Raw genomic sequence first — 4,670 nt, forward strand, 5'->3', positions numbered from 1 at the left:
AAAACTTGTTCACCTTCTCGCCCGGCAGGTCGAACGTGACGACCGCGAGCCCGTCGGAGACGTCCAGCCGAAAGGCGCCTGACATCGGCCGCGAGTATACGTCCCGTCGCGGGAGCGGGCTCGGGGGACGGGAGCGCGTGGCGGCGGCCCCACTCGTCGAACGAGCGACTCGACGGCGCCGCCGCCACCCCCTTCGCCTAGCCTCCCGCTCCCGCATCGCGGAGCTTTCGCCTCGGTGACTTCGGGCGAAAGCTTTCCGCGATGCGAAGGGCCCGGAGCTATCCAGGTCATGAAGCAATGCCGCCCCCGGCTCCGCCGCATTCTGTCCGCCTTCGCCCCTCCTTCGGTGGGCTTGCGCGGATCAAAGCCCTTGACTGCGGCCTCGAGAGCGACGGCGAACCGGGCTCGCGCCTCGTCACGCCTCGTCGCCCATCAGGGAAGGCGCGGCCTGGTCGAGTAAGCACGCGCTTCATGCGCGACGTCGATCCGGCCCGCGAGCCAGCCTCCGCGACGGTCCCGCGCCCGCATCGTTCGATGGATCGCCGCGTCGGCTGACGGAGCGTCAGCGAGGCGACAAAAAAATTGCCCCCGGGGGAGTTTTCCCGGGGGCGAGGAGATCATTCGCGACGGAGGGTCAGGCCGTCGTCAGTGGGAACGACCATGCGAGGAGCGATATTCCCCGCCGCGCGACTGCGGCGGCGGCGCCGATCGCGGAGCGGGAGGCGGCGCCGGAGCGCGGTACCCGCGGGAAGGCGAAGGCGCCGAACGCGGCTCGTACCGCGGCGACGGGGCCGGCGCCCGGTATTCGCGCGCCGCGGGCGGGGGCGCCGATCGAGGCTCGTATCGGGGCGAGGGAGCCGGCCGCTCGTAACGCGGCGGCGGTTCCATGCGCCGCGGCGACGACGGTTCCGGACGTTCGTATCGCGGGGAAGGAGCCGCTTCCGGGCGTTTATACGCCGGCGGGGCGGAGCGCTCGTACCGGGGAGCGGGCCCCGTGTTGCGGGGTTCCACGGCTCGCGGAGCGCGCCGTTCGGGAAGCGAGCGGGAGTTCTCGCTCCGCGGCGGCGGCACGGCTCGGCCGCGGTCGATTCCCTCGATCACGCGCTGCGCCGGCGGCGTGTTGGCGCGCAGGCGCCATGACTCCGTCGGAACGCTTCCGGGCCTGCCCGATCGAGGAGGCGCCTCGGAATACCCGCGGGGCGCGACGGAGCGCTCTCTCCACGAGCTCTGGCTGCGGTCCGGCGGAGGGACGCTCCGCGGCGAGACGGACCGGCCGGATGATCCGGACCGGGGCGAGACGCGCGGCTCGGCGCGGCCTTCGGTGAAGGTCCCGGACCGAGGCGAGGCCGGGCGCTGGCGCCAGTCGCCCGACCGGGGAGCGGTCCTCGGCGAGACGGACCGCGACGGGGGAACCGTCCTCGATCCGGCGAACGAGCCGGAGCGGGGGGACGTTCCGATCGCGCCTCGCGCGGGCGCTCTCCACGACTCGGAACGGGAAGCGCCCGGGTTGGCGAACGCTCCTCCCGCGAGCGATCGGGAACCGGAGAGCGTCCGGCCGGCGATCGAACGAGAAGCGCCCGGCAGCTGCCCGGCCCCCGGCCCTTCGAGGCGCCGTGAGGCCGAATTGACGCGGGCGAGGTTCGTATCCCGGAGCGTCCGCACCGTGGAGGCCGGCAGCGTCGCCTGGCGGCCGAGAAACGGCGTGAGCGCGGCGGAGCGCTCGGGAGAGCTCTGCCGGGCGATCGTTGCGGGCGCCGTGCGCGCATAGGAGCGCAGCGCCGTCACCGCCGATCCGCGGCCGGAGACGATCGCGGGGCGCAGCGGGTCCGACGTGATCGCGACGCGCGAGCCCAGCCGCGATGCGACGGTCGAGCCGGGAAGGATCGAGTGCCGGTCGAACCGCGACCCGAAGTGCTGCGACCCGACGAAGCTCCAGCCCCGGTTCCAGTCGACGCGGTTGCGGTCGAAGACCCCGGAGAGAGAGAAATACAGCCCACCGCCGTATCCGCCCCAGTAGCGCGAGTACGGTCCGTAGTAGGAGTAGTAGCCGATCGGACACCAGCCGACGTAGTTCGACGCATAGCCCCAGTACACCCAGGCCGGGGAATAGACGAACGCCGGAGACCAGCACCACGAACCGAACGCCACGTCGAAGAACCAGTTCCCGAAGTGATGCGGGAACCATCCCCAGGGCTCGTACGAGACCCAGGACGCGCCGACGGGCGTGTAATACCAGTAGCCGTCGGAATACGGGGACCAGTCGGCGCCGACGTTCGGCCGCCAGACCTGCGTGTCGTAGGTCGGCGAGTAGTCCCAGCTTCCGTAGTCGTCGAGCGAGGCGACGTCCACGTCATAGTCGTCGCTGACGTATTGCGCCGCGACGGAGTTGTGGGCCTGGAGGACGGTCTCCGTTCGCTCGGCGACCCAGACGTCGAAGCGGTCGCGCGAGAACGTGCCGCGGGCGAGCTCGGGCTGCTCGTCGCCGTGCACGAGGACGTACTGCCCCGCCTCCGCGGTGATCGAACCCGAGCGGGTCTGAACGTCGACGGATCCCTGCCGGACGATCACGGCGGTGCCGTGGTTGGGGTCGAGGTTGATCCGCGCCTCCGCCTGGGAGGTGACGTACACGGAAGCGTCCGGGGTGTCGACGCGGAACGCGCGGCTGTCGGAAAACGGCGCCGACTCGACGGCGACCGAGCCCTCGACGAGCGTGATCGCCGATTCGGCAGCGTCGGAGCCGTCCTCGCCGGCGAGCGCGTCGAGCCGAAGCCGGCTTTCGCCCGCGATCTGGACATGGTTGCCGTCGGCGAGCTCGATCTCGGCTCGGCCGCCCGCGTTCGTCACGATCTGGTCGTTTTCCGCGAGCGGCAGGTTGACCTGTATGTCGGTCCGCCCGTTGGCGTCCGAAAGGACGGAACCGGACCCGTCGACGTCGGTCACGTGCGCGTACCCGGAGTGTTCGGCCCGGGCGGGGAGCGCGGCGAGGACGAGGGCGGCGATTCCGAGAAGAAACGATCGGGAAATCTTCGATCTCATGGTCTGACTCCTGGGCGCTTCAGGGCGCCGGTCCCCGGAATTGCGAGGAGAATGCCAGCGTATCTCATTGAAAACACGGCAGCAGTTGAACCTCTTCCGTCCTCTGACCGGGACATCGACCGGAGCGAGATGACAGTCCCGCTAGAATCGCGCTGATGACCCCTGACGAGATCCGCGAGGACCGGGAGCGCCGGGCGGCCGCCGCGAGGGCGGCCGGGCGGGATGAGGAGGCGATCCGGCTTTACGAGGAGATGCTCGGAGCCGACCTCGCCGCAGGGCGGTTCGTTCCCGCCGTCGCCGTCTACCAGCAAGTGGTCCTCTGGAAGCCGGCCGACGAGGAGCTCCACCGCCGGCTCGCCGGACGGATCGCGGTCGCCCGCGAATCCCTTCCCGCCGGCTCGGCTCTCGGCGCCCTCCCGGAGACGGCCCTTCTCGCCGGCATTCCGCCCGCGCAGCTCGCGGGAGCGCTCGAGAAGATGGCCGCCCGGCGGTTCGCGGCCGGGACCGCCGTCGTCCGGGAGGGAGATGCCGGAGAGTCGCTCTATCTCATCACCGAAGGGAAGGTCGAGGTCGAGACGCGCGACGAGACCGGGGAGCGCGTCCTCCTCGGGACGCTGGGGCCCGGGGATTTCTTCGGCGAGATCTCGCTGCTGACCTCGCGGCCGCGCACGGCGACGGTGACCGCCGTCACGGACCTCGAGACGCTCGAGCTCACCCGGGCCTCCCTGGTCTCGCTCCGCGCCGCGTACCCCGATCTCGAGCGGGCTCTCGCGGAATCGCAGCGCGTCCGCGCGGAGCGGACGGCCGAGGCGCTCATCGAGCAGCGCCGGCGCCGGACGTGATCCGCGAGATCGTCAAGTTCGGCGATCCGCGTCTCCTCGCCCCGAACGCCGAGATCTCGAGCTTCGACGGAGCGCTCGCGGAGCTGATCGCCGATCTCGTCGAGACCTGCCATGCCGCCCCCGGCCTCGGCCTCGCCGCGCCGCAGGTCGGCGTCAACCTCCGGGTGGCGGTCGTCGACCTGTCGGTGGGGAAAGACCCCGCCGCCGTGACCATCCTCGTCAATCCGCGCATCGTGCGGGAGGAGGGCGAAATCCGGATCGAGGAAGGGTGCCTGTCGATCCCCGGGTTGTCGGAGCCGCTCACGCGGCCGGCGCGCGTCGTCGTCGAGGCTGCCGACGCGACCGGCAAGCGGCGCGCGGTCGAGGGAACGGAGCTCTTCGCGCGCGCTCTCTGCCACGAGACGGATCACCTGTATCAGAAGCTCTTCGTGCATCGCCTGCGCGGGCTGAAGCGGGAGCTCGTGATGCGGAAGGTCCGGCGGCGCTACGGAGGCTAAGCGAGAGGCCGGCGCGGCGATGCATCGAGCCGGGCGGGCGCGTGCCGCCGGCCGTCGCCACGACGTACGCTTGTCGGTACGCCTTAGGCGCCGGCCGGCGACCCGCATCCCGCCGGGCTCGCGCCTCGCCGCGCTTTCGGGTGATTCTGAACCGAGTGCCGCCCCTGCTTGCATCGAGGGTGGGTAGGCGCGGCGATGCATCGAGCCGGGCGGGCGCGTGCCGCCGGCCGTCGCCACGACGTACGCTTGTCGGTACGCGTTAGGCGCCGGCCGGCGACCCGCATCCCGCCGGGCT

Annotated in this window: 3 protein-coding genes; 2 read left to right on the forward strand and 1 reads right to left on the reverse strand. The window is 71.5% G+C overall.

Going from position 1 to position 4,670, the window contains the following annotated elements:
• Positions 1-645: 645 nt before the first annotated feature.
• Positions 646-3,036, reverse strand: a complete 2,391-nt coding sequence (locus VKH46_03750) for a DUF6600 domain-containing protein (protein ID HKB69931.1) — start codon at positions 3,034-3,036, stop codon at positions 646-648.
• Positions 3,037-3,191: 155 nt separating this feature from the next.
• On the opposite strand from VKH46_03750, the gene VKH46_03755 reads away from it, so the two are divergent.
• Together VKH46_03755 and def are read left to right on the forward strand one after the other, a co-directional pair.
• The gene (locus VKH46_03755) at positions 3,192-3,878 is read left to right on the forward strand and encodes a cyclic nucleotide-binding domain-containing protein (protein HKB69932.1); all 687 of its coding nucleotides are present in this window, start codon (positions 3,192-3,194) and stop codon (positions 3,876-3,878) included.
• Positions 3,875-4,375, forward strand: a complete 501-nt coding sequence (gene def / locus VKH46_03760) for a peptide deformylase (GenBank protein ID HKB69933.1) — start codon at positions 3,875-3,877, stop codon at positions 4,373-4,375. The genes VKH46_03755 and def overlap by 4 nt, the downstream gene beginning before the upstream one ends.
• The last annotated feature ends 295 nt before the right edge of the window (positions 4,376-4,670 follow it).

This window comes from Thermoanaerobaculia bacterium, assembly GCA_035260525.1.
Lineage (GTDB): Bacteria > Acidobacteriota > Thermoanaerobaculia > UBA5066 > DATFVB01 > DATFVB01.

What these genes read in the sequence shown, in the direction of transcription:
- VKH46_03750 (HKB69931.1), bottom strand. Translation starts at nt 3,036, where the DNA reads ATGAGATCGAAGATTTCCCGATCGTTTCTTCTCGGAATCGCCGCCCTC.
- VKH46_03755 (HKB69932.1), top strand. Translation starts at nt 3,192, where the DNA reads ATGACCCCTGACGAGATCCGCGAGGACCGGGAGCGCCGGGCGGCCGCC.